Source organism: Agrobacterium genomosp. 13 str. CFBP 6927 (genome assembly GCA_900012615.1).
Taxonomy (GTDB): domain Bacteria; phylum Pseudomonadota; class Alphaproteobacteria; order Rhizobiales; family Rhizobiaceae; genus Agrobacterium.
The window spans coordinates 2,625,220-2,651,783 of record LT009756.1 but is presented as its reverse complement, the minus strand read 5'-3'; the positions used below and the strand labels follow the sequence as shown (position 1 = coordinate 2,651,783).

General features: G+C 59.4%; 20 protein-coding genes. 15 read left to right on the top strand and 5 right to left on the bottom strand.

The window, feature by feature from the left end; all coding sequences use genetic code 11:
• Window positions 1-84 precede the first annotated feature (84 nt).
• The 7 genes from AGR13A_RS13110 to AGR13A_RS13080 all read left to right on the top strand — a co-directional run bounded on the left by AGR13A_RS13110 (window position 85) and on the right by AGR13A_RS13080 (window position 8,183).
• A complete protein-coding gene (locus AGR13A_RS13110; RefSeq protein WP_035221643.1) occupies window positions 85-3,081 on the top strand; it encodes a 2-oxoglutarate dehydrogenase E1 component in 2,997 nt (998 codons plus the stop codon).
• Between the two features lie 53 nt (window positions 3,082-3,134).
• Window positions 3,135-4,373, top strand: a complete 1,239-nt coding sequence (gene odhB, locus AGR13A_RS13105; protein WP_080836106.1) for a 2-oxoglutarate dehydrogenase complex dihydrolipoyllysine-residue succinyltransferase — start codon at window positions 3,135-3,137, stop codon at window positions 4,371-4,373.
• Window positions 4,374-4,442: 69 nt separating this feature from the next.
• Entirely contained in the window at window positions 4,443-4,856 is a 414-nt protein-coding gene (locus tag AGR13A_RS13100) for an MAPEG family protein (RefSeq protein ID WP_035221638.1), read from the top strand.
• A 13-nt stretch (window positions 4,857-4,869) separates the two neighbouring features.
• Entirely contained in the window at window positions 4,870-5,514 is a 645-nt protein-coding gene (locus AGR13A_RS13095) for a LysE family translocator (protein ID WP_035221636.1), read from the top strand.
• Window positions 5,515-5,578: 64 nt separating this feature from the next.
• Complete coding sequence (lpdA, locus tag AGR13A_RS13090; RefSeq protein WP_080836104.1) at window positions 5,579-6,985, top strand: dihydrolipoyl dehydrogenase; 1,407 nt, start codon at window positions 5,579-5,581, stop codon at window positions 6,983-6,985.
• 127 nt (window positions 6,986-7,112) lie between these two features.
• Window positions 7,113-7,613, top strand: coding sequence for a cytochrome b (locus AGR13A_RS13085; RefSeq protein WP_080836102.1), 501 nt, complete (start codon window positions 7,113-7,115; stop codon window positions 7,611-7,613).
• A gap of 111 nt (window positions 7,614-7,724) precedes the next feature.
• Window positions 7,725-8,183, top strand: a complete 459-nt coding sequence (locus AGR13A_RS13080) for a DUF2867 domain-containing protein (RefSeq protein WP_167377543.1) — start codon at window positions 7,725-7,727, stop codon at window positions 8,181-8,183.
• Window positions 8,184-8,192: 9 nt separating this feature from the next.
• Here AGR13A_RS13080 and AGR13A_RS13075 read toward each other — a convergent pair whose 3' ends face one another.
• Together AGR13A_RS13075 and AGR13A_RS13070 are read right to left on the bottom strand one after the other, a co-directional pair.
• Window positions 8,193-9,287 (bottom strand): TraB/GumN family protein, encoded by a 1,095-nt coding sequence (locus tag AGR13A_RS13075; RefSeq protein ID WP_080836098.1) that lies wholly within the window; start codon window positions 9,285-9,287, stop codon window positions 8,193-8,195.
• 80 nt (window positions 9,288-9,367) lie between these two features.
• The gene (locus AGR13A_RS13070; RefSeq protein ID WP_080836094.1) at window positions 9,368-10,315 is read right to left on the bottom strand and encodes a tyrosine recombinase XerC; all 948 of its coding nucleotides are present in this window, start codon (window positions 10,313-10,315) and stop codon (window positions 9,368-9,370) included.
• Between the two features lie 121 nt (window positions 10,316-10,436).
• Here AGR13A_RS13070 and AGR13A_RS13065 point away from each other — a divergent pair, with 121 nt between their 5' ends.
• From AGR13A_RS13065 to fdhD, 8 genes are all read left to right on the top strand, one after another.
• Entirely contained in the window at window positions 10,437-12,653 is a 2,217-nt protein-coding gene (locus AGR13A_RS13065) for a primosomal protein N' (RefSeq protein ID WP_080836857.1), read from the top strand.
• 80 nt (window positions 12,654-12,733) lie between these two features.
• Window positions 12,734-13,120: an AGROH133_08824 family phage infection protein gene (locus AGR13A_RS13060; protein ID WP_080836092.1), complete on the top strand. Its 387-nt coding sequence runs from the start codon at window positions 12,734-12,736 to the stop codon at window positions 13,118-13,120.
• Window positions 13,121-13,381: 261 nt separating this feature from the next.
• Window positions 13,382-13,948, top strand: coding sequence for a F0F1 ATP synthase subunit delta (locus AGR13A_RS13055; protein WP_175414380.1), 567 nt, complete (start codon window positions 13,382-13,384; stop codon window positions 13,946-13,948).
• The gene (gene atpA / locus AGR13A_RS13050) at window positions 13,948-15,477 is read left to right on the top strand and encodes a F0F1 ATP synthase subunit alpha (protein WP_080836091.1); all 1,530 of its coding nucleotides are present in this window, start codon (window positions 13,948-13,950) and stop codon (window positions 15,475-15,477) included. The genes AGR13A_RS13055 and atpA overlap by 1 nt, the downstream gene beginning before the upstream one ends.
• A gap of 30 nt (window positions 15,478-15,507) precedes the next feature.
• Window positions 15,508-16,386, top strand: a complete 879-nt coding sequence (locus AGR13A_RS13045; protein ID WP_080836089.1) for a F0F1 ATP synthase subunit gamma — start codon at window positions 15,508-15,510, stop codon at window positions 16,384-16,386.
• Window positions 16,387-16,409: 23 nt separating this feature from the next.
• Entirely contained in the window at window positions 16,410-17,864 is a 1,455-nt protein-coding gene (gene atpD, locus AGR13A_RS13040) for a F0F1 ATP synthase subunit beta (RefSeq protein WP_035221615.1), read from the top strand.
• Between the two features lie 128 nt (window positions 17,865-17,992).
• Window positions 17,993-18,403, top strand: a complete 411-nt coding sequence (locus AGR13A_RS13035) for a F0F1 ATP synthase subunit epsilon (protein WP_006310765.1) — start codon at window positions 17,993-17,995, stop codon at window positions 18,401-18,403.
• Between the two features lie 348 nt (window positions 18,404-18,751).
• The gene (gene fdhD / locus AGR13A_RS13030) at window positions 18,752-19,480 is read left to right on the top strand and encodes a formate dehydrogenase accessory sulfurtransferase FdhD (RefSeq protein WP_374701842.1); all 729 of its coding nucleotides are present in this window, start codon (window positions 18,752-18,754) and stop codon (window positions 19,478-19,480) included.
• A 48-nt stretch (window positions 19,481-19,528) separates the two neighbouring features.
• On the opposite strand, the gene AGR13A_RS13025 is transcribed toward fdhD, so the two are convergent.
• The 3 genes from AGR13A_RS13025 to AGR13A_RS13015 all read right to left on the bottom strand — a co-directional run bounded on the left by AGR13A_RS13025 (window position 19,529) and on the right by AGR13A_RS13015 (window position 26,523).
• Window positions 19,529-21,301 (bottom strand): methyl-accepting chemotaxis protein, encoded by a 1,773-nt coding sequence (locus AGR13A_RS13025; RefSeq protein ID WP_080836084.1) that lies wholly within the window; start codon window positions 21,299-21,301, stop codon window positions 19,529-19,531.
• 319 nt (window positions 21,302-21,620) lie between these two features.
• Complete coding sequence (locus AGR13A_RS13020; protein ID WP_003504949.1) at window positions 21,621-22,097, bottom strand: chemotaxis protein CheW; 477 nt, start codon at window positions 22,095-22,097, stop codon at window positions 21,621-21,623.
• Between the two features lie 265 nt (window positions 22,098-22,362).
• Window positions 22,363-26,523 (bottom strand): translocation/assembly module TamB domain-containing protein, encoded by a 4,161-nt coding sequence (locus tag AGR13A_RS13015; protein ID WP_080836082.1) that lies wholly within the window; start codon window positions 26,521-26,523, stop codon window positions 22,363-22,365.
• Window positions 26,524-26,564: the final 41 nt, after the last annotated feature.

Sequence of the window (26,564 nt, the reverse complement as noted above, 5' to 3'; positions counted from 1 at the left end):
CAGACAGCAATAATCAAAGCGGCAGGCTGGTCAAACAGCCCTAACGGCATCGAGGAGGCGGACGGACAAGTCCGCAAGAACACAATGGCAAGGCAAGAAGCGAACGAGCAGTTTCAGATCACGTCGTTTCTGGACGGCGCGAATGCAGCCTATATCGAGCAGCTCTATGCCCGGTACGAAGAGGATCCCTCTTCCGTGTCGCCGGAGTGGCAGAGCTTCTTCAAGGCGTTGTCCGATAATCCGGAAGACGTGAAGAAGGCGGCCAAGGGCGCCTCCTGGAAGCGCGCCAACTGGCCGATCCCGGCCAATGGCGACCTGGTATCCGCTCTCGACGGCAACTGGGCCACGGTCGAGAAGGCCATCGAAAAGAAGGTTCAGGCGAAGGCCGAGGCGAAGAGCGCCGACACCGGCAAGGCCGTCAGCCCGGCTGAAGTGCTTCAGGCGACCCGTGACAGCGTCCGCGCCATCATGATGATCCGCGCCTATCGCATGCGCGGCCACCTGCACGCCAAGCTCGACCCGCTCGGCATTGCCAGCGCCGTTGAGGATTACAACGAGCTTTCGCCGAAGTCCTACGGCTTCGAGGAAAGCGATTACGACCGCAAGATTTTCATCGATAACGTTCTCGGTCTCGAATATGCGACCGTGCGCGAGATGGTCGATATTCTCGAGCGTACCTATTGCTCGACGCTCGGCGTCGAATTCATGCATATGTCCAACCCGGAAGAAAAGGGCTGGATCCAGGAACGCATCGAAGGCCCGGACAAGGGTGTCGCTTTCACGCCGGAAGGCAAGAAGGCCATTCTTTCCAAGCTGGTCGAAGCCGAAGGTTACGAGCAGTTCCTCGACGTGCGTTTCAAGGGCACCAAGCGTTTCGGCCTCGACGGCGGTGAATCGCTGATCCCGGCGCTCGAACAGATCATCAAGCGCGGCGGCCAGGACGGCCTGGAAGAAGTCGTGCTCGGCATGGCCCACCGTGGCCGTCTGAACGTTCTCACCAACGTCATGGGCAAGCCGCACCGCGCCGTGTTCCACGAGTTCAAGGGCGGTTCGTTCAAGCCTGACGACGTCGAAGGTTCCGGCGACGTGAAGTACCATCTCGGTGCCTCCTCCGACCGCGAATTCGACGGCAACAAGGTTCACCTGTCGCTGACGGCCAACCCGTCGCACCTTGAAATCGTCAACCCCGTCGTCATGGGCAAGGCGCGCGCCAAGCAGGACCAGCTTGCCAAGGCATGGGACGGCGACATCATTCCGCTGTCCGAACGCGCCAAGGTGCTGCCGCTGCTGCTCCACGGCGATGCCGCTTTTGCGGGTCAGGGCGTGGTTGCTGAAATTCTCGGCCTTTCCGGCCTGCGCGGTCACCGCGTTGCCGGCACCATGCATTTCATCATCAACAACCAGATCGGTTTCACGACGAACCCGGCCTTCTCGCGCTCGTCGCCCTATCCGTCCGACGTTGCCAAGATGATCGAGGCACCGATCTTCCACGTCAATGGCGACGATCCGGAAGCGGTGACCTATGCGGCAAAGGTTGCCACCGAATACCGCATGAAATTCCACAAGCCTGTCGTCATCGACATGTTCTGTTACCGCCGCTTCGGCCATAATGAAGGCGACGAGCCGGCGTTCACGCAGCCGAAGATGTACAAGGTCATCCGTGGTCACAAGACCGTCGCGCGCATCTATGCCGACCGTCTGATCGCCGAAGGCCTGATCAACGAAGGCGAATTCGAGAAGATGAAGGCCGACTGGCGCGCGCATCTCGAGCAGGAATTCGAAGCGGGCCAGTCCTACAAGCCGAACAAGGCCGACTGGCTGGACGGCCAGTGGTCGGGTCTGCGTGCCGCCGACAATGCCGATGAGCAGCGTCGCGGCAAGACCGGCGTGCCGATGAAGCAGCTGAAGGAAATCGGCAAGAAGCTGTCGACCATTCCGGAAGGCTTCAGCGCCCACCGCACGATCCAGCGCTTCATGGAAAACCGCTCGCAGATGATCGAGACGGGCGAGGGCATCGATTGGGCGATGGCGGAAGCACTTGCTTTCGGTTCGCTTGTCGCCGATGGCCACAAGATCCGTCTTTCCGGCCAGGATTGCGAACGCGGCACCTTCTCGCAGCGCCACTCGGTTCTCTACGATCAGGAAACCGAAGAACGTTACATCCCGCTCGCCAACCTTTCGCCAACGCAGGCCCGTTACGAAGTCATCAACTCGATGCTTTCGGAAGAAGCGGTTCTCGGCTTCGAATACGGTTATTCGCTGGCCCGCCCGAATGCGCTGACGCTCTGGGAAGCCCAGTTCGGCGACTTCGCCAACGGTGCGCAGGTGGTGTTCGACCAGTTCATCTCTTCGGGTGAACGCAAGTGGCTGCGCATGTCCGGCCTCGTCTGCCTTCTGCCGCATGGTTATGAAGGTCAGGGTCCGGAACATTCGTCCGCCCGTCTGGAGCGCTGGCTGCAGATGTGCGCCGAAGACAACATGCAGGTTGCCAACTGCACGACGCCGGCCAACTACTTCCACATCCTGCGCCGTCAGATGAAGCGTGACTTCCGCAAGCCGCTGATCCTGATGACGCCGAAGTCGCTGCTGCGTCACAAGCGCGCCACCTCGTCGCTGGCGGAGCTTGCGGGTGAGTCCTCCTTCCACCGTCTCCTGTGGGACGATGCTGAAGTCATCAAGGACGGCCCGATCAAGCTGCAGAAGGATTCGAAGATCCGTCGCGTCGTCATGTGCACGGGCAAGGTCTATTACGATCTGCTCGAGGAGCGTGAAAAGCGCGGTATCGACGACATCTACCTGCTGCGCGTCGAACAGCTCTATCCGTTCCCGGCCAAGGCGCTCATCAACGAGCTTTCGCGTTTCCGCAATGCGGAGATGGTCTGGTGCCAGGAAGAGCCGAAGAACATGGGTGCGTGGTCGTTCATCGATCCTTACCTTGAATGGGTTCTGGCGCATATCGACGCCAAGTACCAGAAGGTCCGTTACACGGGCCGTCCGGCTGCCGCCTCTCCGGCGACCGGCCTGATGTCCAAGCACCTGGCGCAGCTTGCTGCGTTCCTGGAAGACGCGCTGGGAGAGTGAGAACTCTCCCGCATCGCCCCGCAAAAAAGACACCTGAATAACGGAACTAGATCATGGCCACTGAAATCCGCGTACCAACCCTCGGCGAATCCGTCAGCGAAGCGACCGTCGGCACTTGGTTCAAGAAGGTCGGCGATACCGTCAAGGCCGACGAACCGCTCGTTGAACTGGAAACCGACAAGGTTACCGTCGAAGTCCCGGCACCCGCCTCTGGCGTGTTGACCGAAATCGTCGCGCAGAATGGCGAAACCGTCGGTCTCGACGCGCTTCTCGGCCAGATCGCCGAAGGTGCTGCCGGTGCTGCGACCTCCGCACCTGCTGCCGAACCGGCAAAGCCTGCTGCCGCCGCAGCTGCCCCGGCCCCTGCGGCAATCGCTGCTCCGGCAACGGGCTCCATGCCGCCGGCTCCTGCCGCCGGCAAGCTGCTTGCTGAAAACAACCTGTCTGCCGATCAGGTCGACGGTTCGGGCAAGCGCGGCCAGGTTCTGAAGGGCGATGTTCTCGCTGCCGTCGCCAAGGGCGTTTCGGCACCTGCCGCCGCTCCGGCTCCGGTTGCTGCTGCTCCCCGTCCGGTTTCCGCCGAGCAGGATCAGGTTCGCGAAGAGCGCGTGAAGATGACCCGCCTGCGCCAGACGATCGCCCGTCGCCTGAAAGACGCGCAGAACACCGCCGCCATGCTGACCACCTATAATGAGGTGGACATGAGCGCCGTCATGGACCTGCGTAACCGCTACAAGGACGTGTTCGAGAAGAAGCATGGCGTCAAGCTCGGCTTCATGGGCTTCTTCACCAAAGCCGTGACCCACGCGCTGAAGGAACTGCCGGCCGTCAACGCTGAAATCGACGGCACGGACATCATCTACAAGAACTATTGTCACGTCGGCATGGCTGTCGGCACCGACAAGGGTCTCGTTGTTCCGGTTATCCGCGATGCTGACCAGCTCTCCATCGCCGGCGTCGAAAAGGAACTGGGTCGCCTCGCCAAGGCAGCCCGTGACGGTTCGCTCGGCATGGCCGACATGCAGGGCGGCACCTTCACCATCACCAATGGCGGTGTCTACGGTTCGCTGATGTCTTCGCCGATCCTCAATGCGCCGCAGTCCGGCATCCTCGGCATGCACAAGATCCAGGAACGCCCGGTTGCGATCGGCGGTCAGGTCGTCATCCGCCCGATGATGTATCTCGCGCTCTCCTACGATCACCGTATCGTTGACGGCAAGGAAGCCGTGACCTTCCTCGTTCGCGTCAAGGAAAGCCTCGAAGATCCGGAACGCCTGGTTCTCGATCTCTGATCGGTCTTGCTTTTCGTTTCGGCGGGGTTTCAATTGAGGCCCCGCTGAAATTCCATCAGGAGAGCGAACGTGCAGCCGACATTTCTTGCCGCTTCACCCTTTCTACCGCTGATCGGTCTCAGCGTCCTTCTGCTTGTGGTGCATATCATGCTGCAGGCCATGACGGCGACGCGGGAATTTGGGATGGACTGGAATGCCGGCCCACGAGATGCGGAGAGGAAGCCTGAAGGCAGGTTCACCGGCCGGGCAGCACGCGCCTCGGAAAATTTCCGGGAAACCTATCCCGCTTTCATCGCGCTCGCCTTCGGTGTCATCATGGCCGGCGATCCGTCCGGGCTGGCACTTACCGGCGCATGGATCTGGCTGATCTGCCGGGTGGCCTATATTCCACTTTATCTGGCCGGTGTGCCTTATATTCGTTCGCTGGTCTGGCTCGGCTCGATGCTCGGCCTGCTGCTGATGCTCTTCGTGTTGATGTTCTAGAGGCTGGTTTCCGATGCATCAGTATTTGATCGAACTTGCATCCCTGATGGCGATCTTCGCTTTCGCAATCGTCTCGCCCGGCGCCGATCTGGCGATGGTCATGCGTCAGGCCATGGTACATGGGCGAAAACAGGCCATCATCACCAGCTTCGGCGTGGGCACATCGCTGATGTTCCACGTCACCTATACGATCCTTGGACTTGGTCTCATCATTTCCCAGTCGATCTATCTCTTTAATATCGTCAAATGGCTGGGTGTTGCCTATCTCATCTATATCGGCATCAAGGCGCTGCGCGCCGGCAAGACCGAATTGCCGGAGGTCGGTGCGGATGGTGTCGTGCCGGTCAAAAGCAGGCAGACCGCGCTCAAGGCCTTCACGCTCGGTTTTGCCGCCAATGCGCTCAATCCCAAGCCGGTGTTTTTCTTCCTGTCGATCTTTTCGACGGTGGTTCATGCGCATACGCCCGTCACCATCAAATTCGGATACGGCCTCGTCATGGCAAGCTGCCTTATCCTGTGGTTCGTCGGGGTCAGCCTGTTCATGACGACGCCCCGCATGCGCGCCGCATTTCAGCGCGCCAGCCAATGGATCGACCGCACCAGCGGCGTGGTCTTCATCGCACTCGGTATAAAACTAGCAACGGAAAAAGCGGCCTGAGTTTCAGGTCAAACGGAAGCAGGGCGGTTCAAAATCCTGCCCGATATCAATCAGGAACAGAAACATGGCATATGATGTAGTTGTAATCGGTACGGGTCCCGGCGGTTATGTTTGCGCGGTCAAGGCGGCACAGCTCGGCCTGAAGGTCGCTGTCATCGAAAAGCGCGCGACCTATGGCGGCACCTGCCTCAATGTCGGCTGCATCCCTTCCAAGGCGCTGCTGCATGCGTCAGAAACCTTCGCGCATGTCGCCCATGGCGTCGATACGCTCGGTATCGAAGTTGCCGCTCCGAAGCTGAACCTTGAAAAGATGATGGGCCACAAGGACGGCGTGGTGAAGGCCAATGTCGACGGCGTCGCCTTCCTGTTCAAGAAGAACAAGATCGATGCCTTCCAGGGCACCGGCAAGGTGGTTTCCGCCGGCAAGGTTTCCGTCACCAACGACAAGGGTGAGACGCAGGAGATCGAGGCGAAGAACATCGTCATCGCCACGGGTTCGGATGTCGCCGGCATTCCCGGCGTTCAGGTTGATATCGATGAAAACGTCATCGTCTCCTCCACTGGCGCGATCGCTCTTTCCAAGGTTCCGGAAAAGCTGATCGTCGTCGGCGGCGGTGTCATCGGCCTCGAGCTCGGCTCGGTCTGGTCGCGCCTCGGCGCCAAGGTGACCGTCGTCGAATATCTCGACAATATTCTCGGCGGCATGGATAGCGAAGTTTCCAAGCAGGCCCAGCGTCTGCTCGCCAAGCAGGGTCTCGATTTCAAGCTCGGCGCCAAGGTGACGGCCGTTGAAAAGACCGCTGCCGGTGCAAAGGTTGTGTTCGAACCGGTCAAGGGCGGCGCTGCCGAAACGCTGGAAGCAAATGTCGTGCTGATCTCCACCGGCCGCAAGCCCTACACCGAAGGTCTCGGCCTTGCGGAAGCCGGCGTCGTGCTGGACAGCCGTGGCCGTGTCGAAATCGACGGTCACTACAAGACCAATGTCGACGGCATCTATGCGATCGGCGACGTGGTGAAGGGTCCGATGCTGGCGCACAAGGCGGAAGACGAGGGCGTTGCGCTTGCGGAAATCCTCGCCGGCCAGCGTGGCCATGTGAATTACGATGTCATTCCGGCCGTGGTCTATACGCAGCCTGAAATCGCTTCCGTCGGCAAGACCGAAGAGGAGCTGAAGGCCGCTGGTATCGCCTACAAGGTCGGCAAGTTCCCCTTCACCGCCAATGGCCGCGCCCGCGCCATGCAGGTGACGGATGGTTTCGTGAAGATCCTTGCAGACAAGGAAACCGACCGGGTTCTCGGCGGCCACATCGTCGGTTTCGGCGCTGGTGAAATGATCCACGAGATCACCGTGCTGATGGAATTCGGCGGTTCTTCGGAAGATCTCGGCCGCACCTGCCATGCGCATCCGACCATGTCGGAAGCGGTGAAGGAAGCAGCGCTCGCGACCTTCTTCAAGCCGATCCATATGTGATTGGTTTTGGAGCCAGGCGCTCCAATATTAAATTTCAGTCATCTGCTTAACCCCGGCTTGCCATGCAGGCCGGGGTTTTCCATACTTATGCCATAGCCAATCTAACCTTTTGATAAAAGGCAATAAAATGGCATATTCCAGTCAAGTTTCCTTCTCTGTTCCGCAGCGTGTCATTCACTGGGCAATGGCACTTCTGATCTTCTTCAATCTGCTGTTTCCCGATGCCATGGCCCATGCCTACCGGCTGATGCGGCGGGGCGAAACATTGACGCCGGATCAAATCTCCTCGGCCAATATTCACGCCTATGTTGGTTTTGCCATTCTGTTGCTTGCGCTTCTGCGCCTCTGTCTGCGCTTCTTCCAGGGTGTGCCGCCGCATGCCGCCGCGGAGCCGCGGCCGTTTCAGATCGCCGCCAAAGTGGCGCATTTCACCTTTTATGCGCTGTTCTTTGCCCTGCCTCTCTCCGGTATCGCGGCCTATTATTTCGGTGCTCAGGCGGCCGGGCAGCTGCATTCCGGCCCGTTCAAGGCGCTGATGTGGGTGTTGATCGTCGGCCATGTCGCAGCCGTTCTGGTTCATCAGTTCTACTGGCGCACCAATGTCCTGAAGCGCATGACGCACGGCTAGCCGCTTCAGGTTCTGCCGCTCCTTCGGCGAGCGGCGGCGCTTTGTCGCGTTTTCTGCCGCCGGAAAAGGCGGATGATGAGCCTTGCCGCATCAGGCGGTCGGGGATCGAGGATGCGGGATTGCGAAGACATATTGCCGGGCGCTGACTGGCGGGATTGCTTTCAGGGAGAGATGATAAGGCCGCAATCGTCATCACTCGACGTGAGCAGACTTCTTCTCGATCATCCTCCGGCGTGGATCAGCGGTCTCATGGTGCTTCGCAACCGTATCGTTTCGTTTTTCGGTTTAAAAACGGTCGAGCTGGCGGCAGGCACATCAGCGGGCGGGTTTCCCGTCCTGTCCTCCACGCCCGAGCGAACGGTGCTGGGCTTCGATGACCGTCATCTCGATTTCCGGATCATCATCGACCTTGAAGACAAAGGGAAGCACCAGCTGGTCAATGTCACGACCATCGTCAGACGCAAGAACCTGTTCGGAAGGCTGTATCTTCTTGCCGTCGGGCCGTTTCACCGCCGCATCGTGCCAGCGACAATGCGACCTCTCTGCAGGGATATCCAGCCCGTCAGGTAGACGCAGGTTTTAGTCGACGCGTGTCAGTGTGAATCCCTGCGCGCGCAGGAGTTCGACAACGCCTTCCTCGCCCGGCAGATGCAGGGCGCCGACGGCCATGAAGACATTTCCCTTTCCAAGCTCCGGGGCCGCCCGATCCGCCATGACATGATTGCGGTCGGTGATGATGCGTTGCTCGAAGGCGGCGTAACCCTGGTCGCCCTCTGCCGGCTTTTTGGTGTCGAGGCTTTTCAGCATCGGCATCGTCATGCCGATATCGCCGCTGACGTAGAGATCGGTCATGGTCGTCATGATGTCATCCATGCGGTCGCCCAGTTCGAGCGTTTCAATCAGCGCCTGCAGATGAAATTCCATTGGCAGTTCGGACATGGCCGTCAGCTGTTCAACCATGGTCTCCAGCCCGACGAGACGTTTTCCATCTGCGAGCGCATCTTCGGCCAGCTTCTTGTCGAGAAAGGACAGGCCGGTGGCCTTGCGGGCGAATTCGCAGGCGGGCAGGGCCACGAAGCTCGACAGCATCCAGGGCTTCATGCGCGAAACGGCATTCAACGGAATGCCACGTTCCTTAAGGCCCTTTTCAAGACGGGCGACATTTTCGGGCGACAGGATGTCGGTGATTGATTTGCCGTCCAGAAACATGGTGAGCTCGGGTCGGGTCAACAGCGATGCGGCGATCTTCTTGTCATCGACGATTTCGTCCGATTCCACGATGACCGTCGCGGAGGTCTCGAAAGCGGGTGCGGCAGCGGTCGGCATGCCGAGAACGCGCGGATCCGTGATGTGCATGGTGCCGAGAAGAAAGGAGGGTTCCGTTCCGGCTTTTTCGATGCGCCAGAAATTGCCCTTGCCGTTGGGGATTGCGGCTGCTTCCTGTTCGATCTTCGCAAAGCCCTGCGGATCGCTTTTGCGCATTTCCACGAGGATGTCGTTGCCGGTGCAGCTTATCTCCTGTTCGGCGGCCTGCGCCTCACCCAGCGACAGCAACGTCGCGAGCAGGATGGCAACGGCTGTGACATGAATGGCTGCGAGCAACCAGAGCATGGCGTCGCCGGTCTTGCCCATCAGGGTGGCGGTGAGATTTTGTGGCTTTATAAGGCTTTGCATAGGTACCATCCGGTTCTTGCTTGCTTATAGAACGGTGGCTTGGATGTCTGGTTAATGGTTATGGTTAACCATTTCTCATCTCATGCGCGGGGGTGGGCTTTATCGTAGATTTCCAGCAATCTTGCGGTGTCGACGCCGGTATAGATCTGGGTGGTGGAAAGGCTGGCATGGCCGAGCAGTTCCTGAATGGTGCGCAAATCGCCGCCGCCGGCCAGAAGATGGGTGGCGAAGGAATGGCGCAGGGCATGTGGCGTCGCATTTTCCGGCAGACCGAAAGCGCCGCGCAATTTCTGCATCTCGCGCTGGATGATGGCGGGCTGCAACTTGCCGCCGCGCGCACCGAGGAATAGCGGCTCGTCCGCTGCCAGATGATAGGGGCAAAGCTTTTTATAGGCTTCGACCGCTTCCGTCACCACCGCCAGCAGGGGAACGATCCGGGTCTTGTTGCCTTTGCCGGTGATGCGAAGGCTGCGGGCGCCGGGTGGAAAATCGGCCGGGATCAGCCCAAGGGCTTCGGAAATGCGAAGGCCACAGCCGTATAAAAGTGAAAGGACAGCGGCGTTGCGGGCGGCGATCCAGGGCTCTTCGTTCAACTGCGCCTCGGTGGTGGTGATCTTCAGCGCCTGCCGGTCGGTGAGCGGTTTCGGCAGTGATTTCGGCTGTTTCGGCGCGCGCATGGCGGTAGCACCGGCGGCATTTACGAGGCCTTTTTTCTGGAGGTGGTGAAGAAGCGACCGCAGGCCTGCCAGGTGTCTGCCCAGTGACCGCGCACCGGCGCCTTCCTTGCGGCGGCTGGCCAGAAAGGCGCGAAGATCGACCGGGCGCAAATCAGCTATATCGGCGATGGCTGCGGGCTTGCCGATGTAACCCGTGAGAAAGGTCAGGAACTGGCGGGTGTCGCGTTCATATGCCTCGACGGTATTGTCGGAAAGCCGGCGTTCGCCGGCGAGGGCGGCGAGCCAGGACTGGCGTTCGTTCAAAAGATCGGCTTGGGCAAATGTCAGGATTTCGGTCACACGGCGCTCCATTCCATAACTCGAAGCTATGCCCTTATGGTCAGCATTTGGTTAAGAGGTGGACTTTGCAAGGCGCGCCCACTACATCCGGGCGGTTTCCTTTTTCCTGTCGCCGGGGCATGGTCGCCACATCATGGCAAAAGATTCGTCCGATCTGTTTGGGGCTCTGTTCGACCCGCCGTCGCCCACGCGCACGGTGCCCGTTCTCGTGCCCATGCCGGCGCCGGGACCCTATAGCTACGCCGTGCCTGAAGATATGGTGGTGGAGACGGGCTCCGTCGTTCAGGTGCCGCTCGGCCCGCGGCAGGTCTTCGGCGTGGTGTGGGACGATGCCGGAGAGAAGAGCGTCGACCCGAAGAAACTGCGGCCCATTTCCAAGAGTTTCGAGTGCCCGCCGCTGAAGGCGGAGATGCGCCGTTTCGTGGACTGGGTCGCCGCCTATACGCTTTCGCCCCCCGGTCTCGTGGCGCGCATGGCGCTTCGAGCGCCCGCCGCCTTCGATCCAGAACCGATGATCGAGGGCCTTCGGTTGACCGAAGGCAGGCCGGAGCGCCTTACCCCCGCCCGCGAGCGGGTGATGGAACTGGCGGCAGAGGGGCATGGCTGGACGAAGAGCGGGCTTGCCCATGCCGCCGGCGTTTCAACCAGCGTCATCGATGGCCTTGTCAAGCAGGGCGTATTCGAGACGGTGTTTCTGCCGGCGCCGCCTGTCGTGGCCGAGCCCGATCCTGACTATGTCGAGCCGCGTCTTGAAGGCCCGCAGAAACAGGCCGCTTCAGAAATCCTTGAAGATGTACGCAAGGGCGGGTTTCATGTCTCGCTGATCGATGGCGTGACCGGCTCTGGCAAGACCGAGGTCTATTTCGAAGCTGTGGCCGAGACGCTCCGTCAGGGCAAGCAGGTTCTCATCCTGTTGCCTGAAATCGCGTTGACGGCGGCCTTTCTTGAACGCTTTCAGGATCGTTTCGGCGCCAAACCGGCGGAGTGGCATTCGGACCTGTCGCCTCGCATGCGGGAAAAGGTCTGGCGGCAGGCGGTGACGGGCGAGGTGAAGGTGGTGGCGGGCGCGCGCTCGGCACTTTTTCTGCCTTTCGACAATCTCGGTCTGATCATCGTCGATGAAGAGCACGACCCGGCCTACAAGCAGGAGGACCGCGTCTATTATAATGCCCGCGACATGGCGGTCGTGAGAGCGCGGATCGCGGAATTCCCTGTCGTGCTGGTGTCGGCCACGCCATCGGTCGAAAGCCAGGTCAACGGCAGTTCGGGGCGTTACAACACCATTCACCTGCACACGCGGTTCGGCGATGCGGCTATGCCCGATCTGCACCTTGTCGATATGCGCCGTCATCCGCCGGAAAGGGGAGGGTTTCTGTCACCCGTCCTGCTGCGCGGCATCGGCAAGACGATCGAGAAAGGCGAGCAGGCTCTGCTTTTCCTCAATCGCCGCGGTTATGCGCCGCTGACGCTCTGCCGGGTCTGCGGCCATCGTTTCCAGTGCCCGCAATGTTCCAGTTGGCTGGTGGAGCACCGTTTCCGCAATCAATTGCAATGCCACCAGTGCGGCCACAGCGAGCCGACGCCCGACCATTGCCCGGAATGCGGCACCTTCGATCATCTGGTGGCCTGCGGGCCGGGTGTGGAGCGCATCGCCGAGGAGGTGGAAAAACATTTCCCCGAGGCCCGCACCATCGTGCTTTCCTCCGATCTCATGGGCGTCAAGCGCCTGCGGCTGGAGCTGGAGGCGATCGTCAAGGGCGAGGCCGATATCGTGATCGGCACGCAGCTCGTCGCCAAGGGACATAATTTTCCGCTGATGACGCTGGTGGGCATCGTTGATGCCGATCTCGGCCTTGCCAATGGCGATCCGCGTGCGGCGGAGCGAACGTTTCAGCTATTGTCGCAGGTTACGGGGCGCGCAGGGCGCACGGGGTTGAAGAGCCATGGCCTGCTGCAGACCTATCAGCCGCAGCATCCCGTGATGCAGGCAATCGTTTCAGGTGATGCCTCGGCCTTTTACGAAAGGGAGATCGTCGAGCGGGAAAAAGCCGTCCTGCCGCCCTTCGGGCGTCTTGCCTCGGTTATTGTCTCCGCCGATACGCGTGCGGAGGCCGAAACCCATGCGCGGGGCTTGAGGGCGGCGGCACCGCAGGTGACGGGCATCATGCTGCTCGGCCCGGCAGAAGCGCCGCTCGCACTCATCCGCGGCCGTCATCGTTTCCGGTTGCTGGTGCACGGGCGGCGCAATTCCGACATGCAGTCCTTTCTCCGGACGCTTCTCGCCAATGGCCCGAAGGAGCGGGGCAGCGTCCATGTTCAGCTGGATATCGATCCGCAAAGTTTCCTCTGAACATTGTCAATGAAGGCGTTTTCCCGCTGTCATGGCCGTGTCATAACGCAGCAGGCGAAAAGAACGATTTGGGGAACGAGATGGAGTTTTACTTTCCGGCCGAATTCGGCGAGCAACTGGCCTTTGGAGCCGCGGTGATATCGGCCGCGATCGGTCTGTTTTTCATGTTTGCACCCGGCATTACCCTTCGCGCCTTCGGCCTGCAGCCGGCTGGCGAGAGCAGGGATGGTTATGCGCTGGTGCGCTCCTCGCTTGCCGGGTTCTATCTCGGTCTCGGCGCGGCAACGCTGCTTCTGGCGCAGCCCATGGTCTATCTTGCTTTCGGTGCGGCCTTTTCTCTCAGCGTGTTCGGCGGCATCCTCTCCATTCTGTCAGATGGAGGCGCAACCATGCGGAATTGCTTACTCATGGTTGTGCATTTTGTCCTGGCCGCATTGTCGTTGAGCTACGTCTTCGGACTGGTCTAAGCCGGGCTTTTTGGCTTTTGTGCCGCACCAGACCCGCATCCTGAGCGAAATCGGAAAATTTAAACGCATTCCCCCTTGCCCAAACGGCGCTTTCCGCTATTACGCGTGTTGCGAGTCCCGGCGTCCTATGCTAGACGGACCGCGAAATTGGGAAAAGGCAGGGGGGAATTCCGGTCTTTTTCGGGGAAATTGAAACGATTTCAAGAATTTGATGCGGTGGATCGCCACCGTTGATAATCTTGGACGATTAGCAGGGAAAAAGTGCCCGTGGCAGACACCTCCCATGGAACATCCGGTGTAGCGGAAAGGTATGCGTCGTCGCTTTTCGAGCTTGCTTTGGAAGCGGGTGCGGTCGAAGCGGTTGGGGCCGATCTGGATAAGTTCGGCGCACTTCTGGACGAAAGCGACGATTTGAAGCGTCTGGTTGCGAGCCCGGTGTTTTCCGCCGAGGATCAGTTCAAGGCAATCACCGCAATCTGCGAGAAGGCCGGTATCGCCGGTCTTGCTGTCAATTTCCTCAAGGTCGTTGCCAATAATCGCCGTCTCTTTGCCGTTCCCGGCATGATCCGCGCCTACCGCACCATTGCCGCCGCCCACCGCGGCGAAATCACCGCCGAGGTTACCTCGGCACATGCGCTCGACGAGGCGCAGGAAACTGAACTGAAAGCGGCGCTGAAGAGCGTTACCGGCAAGGATGTGACGATTTCCGTTACCGTCGATCCGTCGATCCTCGGCGGCCTGATCGTCAAGGTCGGTTCCCGCCAGATCGATACGTCTCTTCGCACCAAACTTTCCACCCTTAAGCTTGCACTGAAAGAGGTTGGCTGATGGATATCCGCGCCGCGGAAATTTCCGCAATTCTGAAAGATCAAATCAAAAATTTCGGCAACGAGGCGGAAGTCTCGGAAGTCGGTCAGGTGCTTTCCGTCGGTGACGGTATCGCCCGCGTCTATGGCCTCGACAATGTTCAGGCCGGCGAAATGGTCGAGTTCCCCGGCGGCATTCGCGGCATGGCGCTCAACCTTGAAGCCGACAACGTCGGTGTGGTTATCTTCGGTTCGGACCGTGACATCAAGGAAGGCGACACCGTAAAGCGGACTGGCGCTATCGTTGACGTTCCCGTTGGTCCGGAACTGCTCGGCCGCGTCGTTGACGCGCTTGGCAACCCGATCGACGGCAAGGGCCCGATCAATGCCGCCAAGCGTTCGCGCGTTGACGTCAAGGCTCCCGGCATCATTCCGCGCAAGTCGGTTCATGAGCCGATGTCGACCGGCCTCAAGGCCATCGACGCGCTCATCCCGGTTGGCCGCGGCCAGCGCGAGCTCGTCATCGGCGACCGCCAGACCGGCAAGACCGCCATCATTCTCGACACGATCCTGAACCAGAAGGCCATTCACGACAATGGCCCTGACGGCGACAAGCTTTATTGCGTGTACGTCGCTATCGGTCAGAAGCGTTCGACCGTTGCCCAGTTCGTGAAGGTTCTGGAAGAGCGCGGCGCGCTGCAGTATTCGATCATCGTTGCTGCTACCGCTTCCGACCCGGCTCCGATGCAGTACCTCGCTCCGTTCGCCGGTTGCGCCATGGGTGAGTACTTCCGTGACAACGGCAAGCACGCTCTCATCGGTTATGACGACCTTTCCAAGCAGGCCGTTGCCTATCGTCAGATGTCGCTTCTGCTGCGTCGTCCTCCGGGCCGCGAAGCTTATCCGGGCGACGTTTTCTACCTTCACTCCCGTCTTCTCGAGCGCGCTGCAAAGCTCTCCGACGAAATGGGCGCTGGCTCGCTGACGGCTCTGCCTGTCATCGAAACCCAGGGTAACGACGTTTCGGCCTTTATTCCGACCAACGTGATCTCGATCACCGACGGCCAGATCTTCCTTGAAACCGACCTGTTCTACCAGGGCATTCGTCCGGCCGTTAACGTCGGTCTGTCGGTTTCGCGCGTTGGCTCTGCCGCTCAGATCAAGGCGATGAAGCAGGTTGCCGGTTCGATCAAGGGTGAACTCGCCCAGTATCGCGAAATGGCTGCCTTCGCCCAGTTCGGTTCGGACCTCGATGCTTCCACGCAGCGCCTGCTCAACCGCGGCGCCCGCCTGACCGAGCTTCTGAAGCAGCCGCAGTTCTCTCCGCTCAAGACGGAAGAACAGGTCGCGGTGATCTTCGCCGGTGTCAACGGCTACCTCGACAAGATCCCGGTCGCACAGGTCGGCAAGTTCGAGCAGGGTCTGCTCTCCTACCTCCGCTCGGAAGGCAAGGCGATCCTCGACACCATCCGCACGGAAAAGTCTATCAGCGACGATACCAAGGGCAAGCTCAAGGGCGCTCTTGATAACTTCGCCAAGTCTTTCTCGTAATCAGGGCTCTTTTACTCGGACGGATAACGGATGCCTTCACTAAAGGATCTGAAAAACCGCATTGCCTCGGTGAAGGCGACGCAGAAGATTACCAAGGCGATGAAAATGGTCGCCGCGGCGAAGCTTCGGCGCGCCCAGGAAGCTGCGGAGGCCGCCCGGCCTTATTCTCAGCGCATGAGCGCCGTTCTTGCCAACATCGCCACGGCGGTTGAGGCGGACGTTGCTCCGGCGCTGATGACCGGCACCGGCAAGGACGACGTGCATCTGCTCGTCGTCTGCACGGCTGAACGTGGTCTTTGCGGCGGTTTCAACTCGCAGATTTCCCGTTTTGCCCGCGATCATGCCCGCAAGCTGATTTCGGAAGGCAAGACGGTCAAGATCATCACGGTTGGCAAGAAGGGTTACGACAGCCTTCGCCGCGAATTTGCAGCCAACATCATCGAGCGCGTCGAACTGCGCGACGTGAAGAAGGTCGGTTTTGAAAATGCCGACCAGATCGCCAAGAAGGTGATCTCGCTCTTCAACGCTGGCGAATTCGACGTCTGCACGCTGATCTATTCGGAATTCAAGTCCGTCATCAGCCAGATCCCGACCGGCCTGCAGCTCATTCCGGCCGCTACGCCTGTCGTGGAAGCGGATGAGACGACGCAGAACGCCGTCTACGAATATGAGCCGGATGCGGCTTCTATTCTGGAAGACCTTATTCCGCGCAACATTTCGGTTCAGGTTTTCCGGGCTCTGCTCGAAAACGTTGCCGGTGAAATGGGCGCCAAGATGAGCGCGATGGACAATGCAACGCGCAATGCCGGTGAGATGATCAACAAGCTGACGCTTTCCTACAACCGTCAGCGTCAGGCTCAGATCACCAAGGAACTCATTGAAATCATTTCGGGCGCGGAAGCGCTCTGAGGTAAGGAAAGAGGGTAAGGATAATGGCTAAGGCAGCTACCCCCAAGAAAACCGCAGCGGTGAACGGCGCGGGCAAGGTTACCCAGGTTATCGGCGCTGTTGTCGACGTGGCATTCGAAGGCGAACTGCCTCCGATCCTGAACGCGCTCGAAACCGAGAACAACGGCAACCGCCTCGTTCTGGAAGTCGCGCAGCACCTCGGTGAAAACGTCGTTCGCACGATCGCCATGGACTCGACCGAAGGTCTCGTCCGCGGTCAGGCCGTCGCCAACACCGGTGCACCGATCGAAGTTCCGGTCGGTCCGGAAACGCTCGGCCGCATCATGAACGTCATTGGCGAGCCGGTTGACGAAGCTGGTCCGATCACCACGGCCAAGAAGCGCGCCATCCACCAGGATGCACCGTCTTACGTCGAGCAGTCGACCGAAGCACAGATCCTCGTCACCGGCATCAAGGTCGTCGACCTTCTGGCTCCTTACGCCAAGGGCGGCAAGATCGGCCTGTTCGGCGGCGCCGGCGTTGGCAAGACGGTTCTCATCATGGAACTGATCAACAACGTCGCCAAGGCGCATGGTGGTTACTCGGTGTTCGCCGGCGTGGGTGAACGTACCCGCGAAGGTAACGACCTCTACCACGAAATGATCGAATCGAACGTCAACAAGCTCGGCGGCGGCGAAGGCTCCAAGGCTGCGCTCGTTTACGGCCAGATGAACGAACCGCCGGGCGCCCGCGCTCGCGTTGCTCTGACCGGTCTGACGATCGCTGAAAACTTCCGTGATGAAGGCCAGGACGTTCTGTTCTTCGTGGACAACATCTTCCGCTTCACGCAGGCTGGTTCGGAAGTGTCGGCTCTGCTCGGTCGTATTCCTTCGGCCGTGGGTTATCAGCCGACGCTGGCAACCGACATGGGCCAGATGCAGGAACGCATCACCACCACGAACAAGGGTTCGATCACCTCGGTTCAGGCTATTTACGTTCCCGCCGACGACTTGACCGACCCGGCTCCTGCAACCTCGTTCGCGCATCTTGACGCAACGACGGTTCTGTCGCGTTCGATCGCTGAAAAGGGTATTTACCCGGCTGTTGACCCGCTCGACTCCACCTCGCGTATGCTCGACCCGATGATCGTTGGCGAAGAGCACTACGAGGTTGCCCGTAAGGTTCAGTCGACCCTGCAGCGCTACAAGTCTCTCCAGGACATCATCGCCATCCTCGGCATGGACGAACTGTCGGAAGAAGACAAGCTGACGGTTGCCCGCGCCCGTAAGATCGAGCGCTTCCTGTCGCAGCCGTTCTTCGTCGCTGAAGTCTTCACCGGTTCGCCGGGCAAGCTCGTTGCGCTCGAAGACACGATCAAGGGCTTCAAGGGCCTGGTCAACGGCGAATATGACAGCCTGCCGGAAGCCGCTTTCTACATGGTCGGTTCGATGGAAGAAGCCATCGAAAAGGCAAAGAAGCTGGCTGGCGAAGCTGCCTGATTATGAATTGCAGGCGCGTGGATCAACCGCGCGCCTTGCCGGCAATGGCGGCGAAACCGGAATGGCTTTGCCAGCATTGTAGAAGACAAGTCCGTGACGCCCGCGTAATTGAAAAGAAGTGAATAGCCATGGCTGACAGTTTCAAATTCGATCTCGTTTCCCCGGAACGTCTGCTCGTTTCCGAAACGGTTACGGAAGTCGTCATCCCGGCTACGCTGGGTGAGATGACGGTGCTGGCAAATCATGCGCCGACCATGACGACGATCAAGCCGGGCCTGGTGACGGTGAAGTTCGCCTCCGGCGAAACGCATAAATACGTCGTTTTCGGCGGTTTTGCCGATATTCTCCCGACGGGTTGCACGCTTCTGGCAGAATCCGCCGTTTCGGCCGATGATATGTCCCCCGACACGCTGCAGAAGCGTATCGATGCGGCCAAGGCCGAAATCCAGGAGGGTAATCATCACCACGAGCATCTGACCAAGCTTGAAAAGCATCTCTACGAACTGACGAACCTGCATGAGGTTCTCGTCGCTGCTTGAAAGCACCGGGCGGGTTCGAAAGAATGACTGCCCACACAATTTCAAACCAGAAAAGCGGCCGCCTCGGTCGCTTTTTTGTTTTCAGCCCGCGTCTGTCATCTGAGGAAAGAAATTCGTTCTCGTGAGGGTCGCTCTCTTGGTCGACTGCCGCTATTGCCCGAAATAGATTCCGATTTTCAGGGGCATGGGCTAGATGTGATGCTGAGACGAGATGCCGCTTCCGCCGATTGGGCAAGGCGAGGCGCATTTCCAGACTGGAGGAGTAATGCGGTGTCGGCAGAGGTAAGTTACCGAAGGGTTGCGAGAACCGCTTTGCAACAGGGTGTCGTAACCGCAGGTGAGAGGGCCGTGCCGGAAGAGGTGCCCGTTGCCTTTTCTTACGGTGGCAGCACCCATGCGGTGATGATGGCAAGCCCCGCCGATCTTGTCGATTTCGCCGTCGGCTTCAGTCTCACGGAGGGCATCATATCGATGCGTTCTGAAATCCTCTCAGTCGAGGTGGTCGAGGCAGGGCAAGGTTATGATGTTCAGGTGGATCTGCGGGACGCTGAAGCAGAGGCGCTGCGCGCGAGGCGGCGGCACATGGCAGGCCCTGTCGGCTGCGGCCTGTGCGGGATTGAATCCATCGAGCAGGCCGTGCGGGTTGTGCCGGATCTAAGCGGTGCGAGAATGTCCATTGACGGCCATGGGATTGTTGCCGCGATGAAAGCGCTCAACGATGCGCAAAGCCTTAACCGCGAGACAAGGGCCGTTCACGGTGCGGGTTTTTATGATCCTGGAAAAGGCCTGTTTGCCGCGCGTGAGGATGTCGGCCGCCATAACGCGCTCGACAAGCTTGCCGGTGCGGTCGTCAATGCCGGCATATCCGCGGGGGCGGGCATTGTCGTCGTTACCAGCCGCTTGTCGGTGGAGATGGTCCAGAAGACGGCGATCCTCGGTAGTCCCGTTTTAGCGGCAATTTCGGCTCCCACCGCACTTGCCATCGAAACTGCCGAGAGAGCGGGCATCACGCTTGTTGCGCTGGTGCGGGGTGAAGATTTTGAAATCTTCACCCGTGCAGATCGTATTATTTTATAGCGCCGAGGGCCTATATCTGCCCGTGGTCTTTCGACCTGGTCTGCGCGGCTAAAACTCCGCCCATTCTGCCACCACGTTTCCATGCGATCTCACCGCGGCATATCGCTGTTGCGGCGCTGCCAGTCTGGTGACGGCGGCTGGCTTCCTGTCGTTCGGCTGGGTGGAGGAAAGGGGCACGTCACGCGATATTCTGAACTGGCGCAGTAATTCGTGCAGTGTTTCAGCTTCATTGGCGAGACCATGGCTGGCAGCGGTGGTTTCCTCCACCATGGCGGCATTTTTCTGGGTCGCCTGATCCATGACGTTGACGGCCTGGTTGATCTCTCTCAGCCCGTTCGCCTGTTCGCGCGATGCCTCGACAATGGCCGAGACGTTGGCATCGATTTCACCCATCTGGGACTGAATATCCCGCAGGGCGCCGCCGGTTCTGCCGACCAGATCAACACCATTGGCGACCTGTTCGCGCGAGGTGTTGATGAGGGACTTGATTTCCTTGGCGGCAACGGCGGATCGTTGCGCGAGTTCCCGGACCTCCTGCGCCACGACGGCAAAACCCTTGCCCGCCTCCCCGGCGCGGGCGGCCTCGACGCCCGCATTCAGGGCAAGGAGATTGGTCTGGAAGGCGATATCATCTATGACGCCGATAATGTTGGTGATTTCGCCTGAGGAGCGCGAAATGGCGTCCATGGCGGAAATTGCCTGCTGAACGATTTCGCCGGAATGTTCGGCGTGATCTTTCGTGCGCAGCACCAGCTTTCCGGCTTCGCCGGCGCGCTGGCTGGCATCGCTAACCGTAGTGGTGATTTCCTCCAGTGCCGCTGCGGTTTCCTCCAGCGAGGCGGCCTGCTGTTCGGTGCGTTGCGAGAGCTGATCCGCGGCTATGCGTATCTCGCCCGAGCCGGATGCGATTGTCGACGCATTGTGGGCGATCGTCTGCATGGTGGTCTGAAGCTTGCCGACCACGTCGTTGAAGTCGTGCCGCAACTTCTCCATGCTTGGTACGAAACTATTGTCGAGGCGCTGGACCAGATCGCCTTCGGCAAGCGCCTGCAAGGCTTCGGCAAGAACGGTGATCGCGCTCATGCGCGGGGTGACGTCGGTTGCGAATTTTACGACCTTCACCACCTTGCCCGCTTCATCCAGCACCGGATTATAGGCGGCCTGAATCCATATTTCCTTGCCGTTTTTTCCGTAGCGAACGAACTCGTCCGAGATGAATTCTCCCGATGCCAGCCGTTGCCAGAAATTGGCATAGGCCGGCGACGCCGCGTAAGTGGGATCGCAGAACATGCGGTGGTGTTTGCCCTCAATTTCCTTGAGGTCGTAATTCACCGTGGCGCAGAAATTCGGATTGGCGGTAATGATCGTGCCGTCGGGGAAAAATTCGATCGTCGCCTGGGAGCGCGACAGCGCCTCCAGCTTGCCGGCATCTTCCACAGCCTTGATCTTCTTGGCGGTGATGTCAGTCGCGATCTTGACGACCTTATAGGGTTTGCCCGAACGGAAGATCGGGTTGTAGGAGGCTTCGATCCAGATGACCGAGCCGTCCTTGCGGATGCGGCGGTATTCCTTGGCCTGAAACTCGCCCCGGGCAAGGGATTCCCAGAATTCCTGATAGGCGCGCGATGATGCGAGATCCCGGTCGCAGAAGATGCGATGATGTTTGCCGACGATCTCGGTGAGCTCATAACCGAGCGCCATGCAGAAATTGCTGTTTGCCGTGAGAATATTGCCTTTGAGATCGAATTCTATAACCGCCTGCGATCTGGATATCGCATCGAGGATGTTTCGGTTATCTGCGCTTTTCCCTAACCCCAGCATTGGACGTCCCCCAAATTTCGGTCCATGGTGCGGCGAACCACACAGTATATGCGGTTCACGCCGTATTACTTTGAACATCGGACAGGTTTTGCTGCTGAAAGCAGCAATTCAGGCACTTGCGACTTTTCTGCCTTGGTCAGGTATCGTTGCGGTGAGGTACTGATCTTCGGCTTTAATATTAGATATCTATAATATTAAAATGTTCTTATTTAGCGAAGTCGCGCAGCAGGAAAAGCAAAACCGCCGGGCATAAGCACCGGCGGTATGGTTTGACGGGGATAAAAGCAGGTGCGAACGTCGTCGGACCTGTCTTCTCGGCTTAGGCCGCGAGATCTTCTGCTTCGGTACCCTTGAACATCTTTGCGAGGTTCAGGAAGCAGATCATTCCATGTTCGTTGGCAATGATGCCTTCCGAATAGGACTTGTCGAAAGATGCCGAAATTTCCGGAACCGGCTGGACCTGATTTGCCGGGATTGTCAGAATGTCGGACACGCGGTCGACGAGCATGCCGATGACCATGTTGTGCACTTCTGCTACGACGATGGCGCTTCTCTCGTTTGCAACGGTGCTTTTCATGCCGAGCTTGTGAGCCAGATCGATGATCGGAATGACCGAACCGCGCAGGTTCATGACGCCGATGACGTCTTTCGGCGCGTGGGGAATGGGCGTGGAAGGCGCCCAGCCGCGAATTTCGCGGATAGTCGTCGTCTTCACGCAGAATTCCTGATCGTGCAGACGGAACGCGATGATTTCCAGCGTCTCACCGCCAAAATTGGTAGAGTTAATCATTGCCATCAGAATTCTTCCCAATGCTCGCTGTGGAGGCCGGCGCAAGTGCACCGACACTTGCATATGCGGATTTGGCGTTCTGCCTGGTGCCTGAACAGCCGGAAATACTATTTCCGTCTTCAATGGAGGATTCGTAACATGAGATGGTTTCGCAAACCTAAATGCGGACGGCTCTGGAGTGTTTTCGTTTCCTTCGAAGCGCGAAAACACTCTCTTCTTTGATTTACGCATTGTCCGGACGTAAAGCCGCTACGCATTTTTACTGGCGTGCTTAATATTCTTTCTCGTAAAATATACCGGCTGCACCTTCGCCATCGCCGCCCGCCTCACCGCGCAGTTTCACACCGCGCCCGACATCGAGGTTGATGATTGCTTTGGCACCGGATTCACCGCTCTGCTGCAGTTCGAGATAGGTTCTCTCATTGAGATATTTACCGGCGGAAACGCGGGCCTGGCCTTCTGAATCGGTGGAAATATCCAGATCATCGACGCCGAGATTGCTTCTGAGCTTGTCGAACAGCGAGGTTGAGCGACCGCCGGCCAGCTGGGCGGCGGCATCTGCCAGTCGGGCGATCTGCAAGGCAGAGAGTTTCGACATGGACTGGCCAAAGATCAGCTGCGCCATGACTTCATCCTGCGGCAGGGCAGGGGCCGAGGAGAAGGCGAATGTCGGGTCATTGGCATTGCCGGAAACCGCAACCGTGACGGTGGTTGAACCAACCGTCGAGTCCGCCTTCATATCGAGAACCGGAATGAGGCCGCCACCGAAGCTGATGTTGCCGGTGGTGAAATCAAGACGACGGGTGAGGATTTCCAGCCGACCGCGGCGCATTTCGAAGCCGCCGGAAATGACCGGAACGGCCGCCGTGCCGCGGATGGTCAGATTGCCAGTCAGTTCCGCGTCGATGCCGCGACCGCGCACGAAGATGCCACTCGGTGCATTCACCTGCAGATCGAGATTGATGGTGGAGGAACTGCCGCTGCCGCCCTGATCGCCCCCTAGCGCTTTCGCCTGCGCACGTACCTTGGGCGGGGCGTTCTTATGCTTGACGTCGATTTCCGTCAGCGAGGCAGGGAGTTTCTCAGGAATAGTGATGGCGCTTCTATCCAGCGTCAGGTTGCCGCCCAGAACTGGCGAGTTCAGCAGCGGGCCTTTCAGCGTCAGCGTTCCGCTCACTACCGTGGTCACCAATGTTCCGTCATTATAGCCGGCACGATCCAGCGTGATCGAAATATCGGCCGGGAAGCCCGATCCGCCGGCAATGCCGACGCTGCCTGTTCCCGAAATCGTTCCGCCGCCTGCCAGCTTACCCGTCAATCGGGAGATGACGGCGCGGTCGCGATCGAAGGTGATGGTTGCAGCCAGTCCGTTGACGGTCAGGTTCCGGCGCACGTCGGTCAAGCGTGTGCCATCGGTGGTGATGCTGCCGGTAACAACAGGTGCTGTGGCGCTGCCGGAAATTTTCACGTCGATGGCAGCCGTGCCGTCCACATCGAGACCCTGGGCGGCGGTCTGCGCCGCAACGGCGGAGAAGGGTAACCTGCCGGTAAAGGCCATCGAAAGCGGGCGATTGCCGGCGATGCCGAGAGAACCGCCGCCCGAGAGCGCCATGCCGCCCTGGCCGGTCACGTTGGTGTCGATCTGCAGCGTGCCGCCGGCGAAACGGCCGTTCGCCTTGATGCCAAGCGCTGCAAGCCCGGCGGCGCGGGTCTGCGAGACCTCGGCATTCGCCCAGTTCAGATTATAATCAACCGACGGGTCGGATGCCGCCCCCTTGGCGCTGACGGTGCCGGATATGCTGCCTGCCGCATCCAGCCCGGCAGCAAAGGCGTTTGCAAGACTGGCGGGAAGCGAACGGATATCGGCATTGATGTCGAGCGCCGATCCGGCGGTGCCGTTGACCTCAATGCGTCCATCGCCGGTTATGATGGTCAGATCGGAGATGCGCGCCGTGCCATTCTGGATGGCAATGGTGCTTGGTTTTTCAAGCCGCACGGCGATGCCCTTGGGAGCGGCGGAAAAGGCGTCGAGCCTCACCGTCATCGGCGTTCCGCCGGTATCGGCGCTGCCCTTCACCACCAGCGGTGCATTGTCGTAACGGCCGTTGACGTCGAATTGTGTCGTGGTGCCGGAATGGCCGATGGTGGCGTTCAGGCCGGAAATCGAGGCGGCGCCGGCATTAACGCTATCGGCACTGACCTTGCCATTGATAGCAAGCGCCTGCAGGTCGTCTATGGAGATATCGGCGGCGAGTTTGGAGATCGTCGTCGTACCCTGACGGATGCTGTTGCCATTGGCCTTTATCGTTGCGGCAATCCGGCCATTGGCATTGCTCAGCGCTATATCGCCGGCAACATCGCCTTCCGCCTGTTGCGCGGCCAGTGCGGCCAGCAGGGCTAGATCGGGGAAGTTGAAGGAAAGATTGCCGGAGGGGAGGAATTGCTGCGAGAATTGCAGCTGCCCGTCCAAGATGTTACGGCCCACCGCGACGTGAAATTCCGGGATCGCCGTGCCGTTTTCGGTCTGCACGACATTGGCGTTGGCGTCAATTTTCTGCTGGTCGAGGCTGCCGCTGGCCGTCAGTTTCGCCTGTGGAGCTTTGGGATCGGCCTTGCCTGAGGCGTTGACCTTCAGTGCTTCGAGTTTTCGTCCGGCAAGGATCGCACTTTCGGAACTCAAGGTGACATTGAAATCGGGTGCGGCAAGCGCGCCGCTGGCTTCGATTGCAAAATCGGCAACGCCTTTGGCCTGCGGCGTCAGCTTTTCGAGCGCCGGAAATTTACCTGTCAGATTGGCACTCAACGCGTCGTTTTCGAGGCTGACATCGCCGGCCGCTTCGATCGTTCCTGATTTGACCACGAGGTTCTGAACGCTGGTGCGCCCGCCAATGATCAGGTCGATATTGCCCTGGAGAGCAATGGTGGTATCGAATTTTTCGGCAAGCGCCGGCGGCAGGGTGGCGGGCAAAGCGAAGAGCTGCACGCTGGATGTCAGGCGATTATTGGCGAGGTCGAAACTGCCGTTCAGCGTTCCACCCACGCTGGCACTTTCCAGCGTCGCGCCATCAAAGCCAATGGCGGAAGAAGTGAGGCGGAGCGGCGCCTTGACGGTGACGGGTGCGCGCACCAGCCGGTCGATATCCGGGCTGACGAAAGACGATTGCGCGACGGAAAGGACGGTCTGGATAGTGCCGCTCTGGTTGGCAATATTGAGATCGGTGCTTTCCGCCGTCAGCTTGATATCGTCAAGCTTGCCTTGCGGCAAAGAAAGGCTGCGCAATGACGCCGTGGTCTTGAGATGTGCGGCATCGGCGTTGCCTTTCAGCGAAAGATCAAGACCGTTGATAAGGGCCTGAACCTCGCCATTGTTAAGCGGCCAGCGAAAATCGACCGGACCCGCTGTGCCGATCAGGTTCGCACTAAGATCGTTCTGACCGTTTGGATCGACGATGCCGGAGGCCGTCAGCAGCAGGGTGCCGGTTTCCAGCGTGCTGCTGCCGATTTCGATGCGGTTCTGCGGCGATAGGGTAGCGTTCGCATCGAGTTTCGTCTCGCCGGCAAAAAGCTGGCGGAAGGCAGGGGGCAGAAGCAGATCCGGCTGGCCGCCGCCGGCAATCTCGATGCGGCGTGTGCCGTCGTCGGCAAGAAGATGGCGACCCGTGACATTGAGGATCTGGTTGCCTGCGACATTGCCGCGCAAGGTGCCGGTCCAGTCGGAAAGCGGCCCTTCGCCGTTCACGTCGATAGCCACGGCTGGCGTACCGGGAAGCGAAAGCAGCGTGGCGAGAAGCCCGCCCTCCGGCTCTTTCATCTCCGCTTTCAGCTTCAGCACATTTTCATTCGGAAGAAATGCGACATCCGCATTGACGGAGGCATTGGGAGCATTCAGCCGGTTGGCCGTGAGCGACAGCCGCATATCGTCCTGCGCCGCCTTCAGATTGCCTTCGGCCGTCAGGTCGAAGGGGCGGCCGAGGAGCGACTGCCCGAGGCCGATATCGGGAAAGCTGAAATTATCGATGGCGATTTCGATTGGCAGCGAGGAATTGCCGGCGCTTTTCGTCGCTGTTTCCTGTGCGGGAAGCGGCTTACGCTCGACATCGATCGATCCGGCCGACACACGGTCAGCATGGAAGGTGCCGGCAAGCAGCGAGAGCGGCGACCAGTCGACGGCAATCTGGTTTACGCGGGCATAGGCTCCCTGCCGGTCCGAGAGGGTGACGTTGTCGAGCCGCAGGCGGCCAGTCAAAAGACCGCTGGGTGGGGATATTTCAATCGTCTGATCGGGCGTGGATACGAGCGATGAAATCTGTTTTGCGGCAATTCTGGCACCCATCGGTGTAAAACCGACGAACAGAACCACAAGCAACGCCAGCACAACGCCGCACAAAGCGACGTAGCCCAGCCATTTCAGCAATCGAATCAACGTTCTCATCAAAGGTAATCTACACTCTGTTACAAGGGTGTTCGACAGCG

Coding starts and splice junctions, on each gene's coding strand:
- AGR13A_RS13110 (WP_035221643.1), top strand. CDS start 85: ATGGCAAGGCAAGAAGCGAACGAGCAGTTTCAGATCACGTCGTTTCTG.
- odhB (WP_080836106.1), top strand. CDS start 3,135: ATGGCCACTGAAATCCGCGTACCAACCCTCGGCGAATCCGTCAGCGAA.
- AGR13A_RS13095 (WP_035221636.1), top strand. CDS start 4,870: ATGCATCAGTATTTGATCGAACTTGCATCCCTGATGGCGATCTTCGCT.
- lpdA (WP_080836104.1), top strand. CDS start 5,579: ATGGCATATGATGTAGTTGTAATCGGTACGGGTCCCGGCGGTTATGTT.
- AGR13A_RS13085 (WP_080836102.1), top strand. CDS start 7,113: ATGGCATATTCCAGTCAAGTTTCCTTCTCTGTTCCGCAGCGTGTCATT.
- AGR13A_RS13080 (WP_167377543.1), top strand. CDS start 7,725: ATGCGGGATTGCGAAGACATATTGCCGGGCGCTGACTGGCGGGATTGC.
- AGR13A_RS13075 (WP_080836098.1), bottom strand. CDS start 9,287: ATGCAAAGCCTTATAAAGCCACAAAATCTCACCGCCACCCTGATGGGC.
- AGR13A_RS13070 (WP_080836094.1), bottom strand. CDS start 10,315: ATGGAGCGCCGTGTGACCGAAATCCTGACATTTGCCCAAGCCGATCTT.
- AGR13A_RS13065 (WP_080836857.1), top strand. CDS start 10,437: ATGGCAAAAGATTCGTCCGATCTGTTTGGGGCTCTGTTCGACCCGCCG.
- AGR13A_RS13060 (WP_080836092.1), top strand. CDS start 12,734: ATGGAGTTTTACTTTCCGGCCGAATTCGGCGAGCAACTGGCCTTTGGA.
- atpA (WP_080836091.1), top strand. CDS start 13,948: ATGGATATCCGCGCCGCGGAAATTTCCGCAATTCTGAAAGATCAAATC.
- AGR13A_RS13045 (WP_080836089.1), top strand. CDS start 15,508: ATGCCTTCACTAAAGGATCTGAAAAACCGCATTGCCTCGGTGAAGGCG.
- atpD (WP_035221615.1), top strand. CDS start 16,410: ATGGCTAAGGCAGCTACCCCCAAGAAAACCGCAGCGGTGAACGGCGCG.
- AGR13A_RS13035 (WP_006310765.1), top strand. CDS start 17,993: ATGGCTGACAGTTTCAAATTCGATCTCGTTTCCCCGGAACGTCTGCTC.
- AGR13A_RS13025 (WP_080836084.1), bottom strand. CDS start 21,301: ATGCTGGGGTTAGGGAAAAGCGCAGATAACCGAAACATCCTCGATGCG.
- AGR13A_RS13020 (WP_003504949.1), bottom strand. CDS start 22,097: ATGGCAATGATTAACTCTACCAATTTTGGCGGTGAGACGCTGGAAATC.
- AGR13A_RS13015 (WP_080836082.1), bottom strand. CDS start 26,523: ATGAGAACGTTGATTCGATTGCTGAAATGGCTGGGCTACGTCGCTTTG.